This window comes from Acinetobacter sp. ANC 5414 (assembly GCF_013004295.1).
Taxonomy (GTDB): Bacteria; Pseudomonadota; Gammaproteobacteria; order Pseudomonadales; family Moraxellaceae; genus Acinetobacter.
In genome coordinates this window covers 1-728 of the sequence record NZ_JABERM010000022.1, presented here as the reverse complement: position 1 = coordinate 728, position 728 = coordinate 1, and the positions used below count along the sequence as shown (strand labels likewise).

Genomic DNA, 728 nt, shown 5'->3' with positions numbered 1-728 from the left:
TGCCTTTATACTCTACGCGTGATTTCCGACCACGCTGAGCGCACCTTCGTACTCCTCCGTTACTCTTTAGGAGGAGACCGCCCCAGTCAAACTACCCACCAGACATGGTCCTCGCTCCAGATTATGGAGCAGAGTTAGAACCTCAATATTACCAGGGTGGTATTTCAAGATTGGCTCCACCGAAACTAGCGTCTCGGTTTCAAAGCCTCCCACCTATCCTACACAAGTAAGATCAAAGTTCAATGTCAAGCTGCAGTAAAGGTTCACGGGGTCTTTCCGTCTAGCCGCGGGTACACCGCATCTTCACGGCGATTTCGATTTCACTGAGTCTCTGCTGGAGACAGCGCCCCCATCATTATGCCATTCGTGCAGGTCGGAACTTACCCGACAAGGAATTTCGCTACCTTAGGACCGTTATAGTTACGGCCGCCGTTTACTGGGGCTTCGATCAAGAGCTTCGCTTACGCTAACCCCATCAATTAACCTTCCAGCACCGGGCAGGCATCACACCCTATACGTCCACTTTCGTGTTTGCAGAGTGCTATGTTTTTAATAAACAGTTGCAGGGGCCTGGTTTCTGTGGCTGTCAACCGCTCATCCCGCGAGGGGAATCACCGTCGACAGCGTACCTTCTCCCGAAGTTACGGTACCATTTTGCCTAGTTCCTTCAGCAGAGTTCTCTCAAGCGCTTTGGTCTACTCGACCTGACCACCTGTGTCGGTTTCGGG

Annotated in this window: 1 rRNA gene; it reads right to left on the bottom strand. The window is 51.9% G+C overall.

Annotated features, from left to right (window positions below):
• Positions 1-728: ribosomal RNA gene (locus HLH18_RS11050) — 23S ribosomal RNA — on the bottom strand; the annotation flags it as partial.